This is a genomic window from Pseudomonas sp. AC463, from assembly GCF_979253585.1.
In genome coordinates this window covers 1-398 of sequence record NZ_CEEDDZ010000170.1, presented here as the reverse complement: position 1 = coordinate 398, position 398 = coordinate 1, and the positions used below count along the sequence as shown (strand labels likewise).

Annotated in this window: 1 protein-coding gene; it reads right to left on the bottom strand. The window is 65.1% G+C overall.

What is annotated here, in order from left to right:
• On the bottom strand, window positions 1-398 hold a 398-nt coding region (locus tag AC0IYH_RS29635; RefSeq protein ID WP_471837638.1), incomplete at both ends, for a hypothetical protein.

Below are 398 nucleotides of genomic sequence, written 5' to 3'. Positions count from 1 at the left end.
GCACAAGGTCGCGAGAGCCGGCCGGTTATCATCATTCAACGCGAAGCCGGCGTCACGGGCCAGTTCGATCGCCTCATCCCTCCAGAGCTCAATGATGCCGTCTAGGTCTCCAGCCGCCTTGAGGGACCGCGAAGCCCGCAGCGATCCCTCGGCCTCCTCGCGGGCCTTCTCGCTCCATCTGAGAGCCGGACGGTCGCTCCAAGGCGACGCGAAGGCCACGCATGCGGCCTGGAGCTGCTTGGTGACGGCGATGTAGAGGTCACGCCCTTCCTGGTCCCACCGGCCCTCTTCGTCCTCTTGGAGGCGATCAACCACAAAGCGATCGGCGAGGTACGTGACGTCGGCCGGAGTAAGGACGTTGAGGTGGCCGGACTGCTTGGCGCGCGCTTTGGCAACAA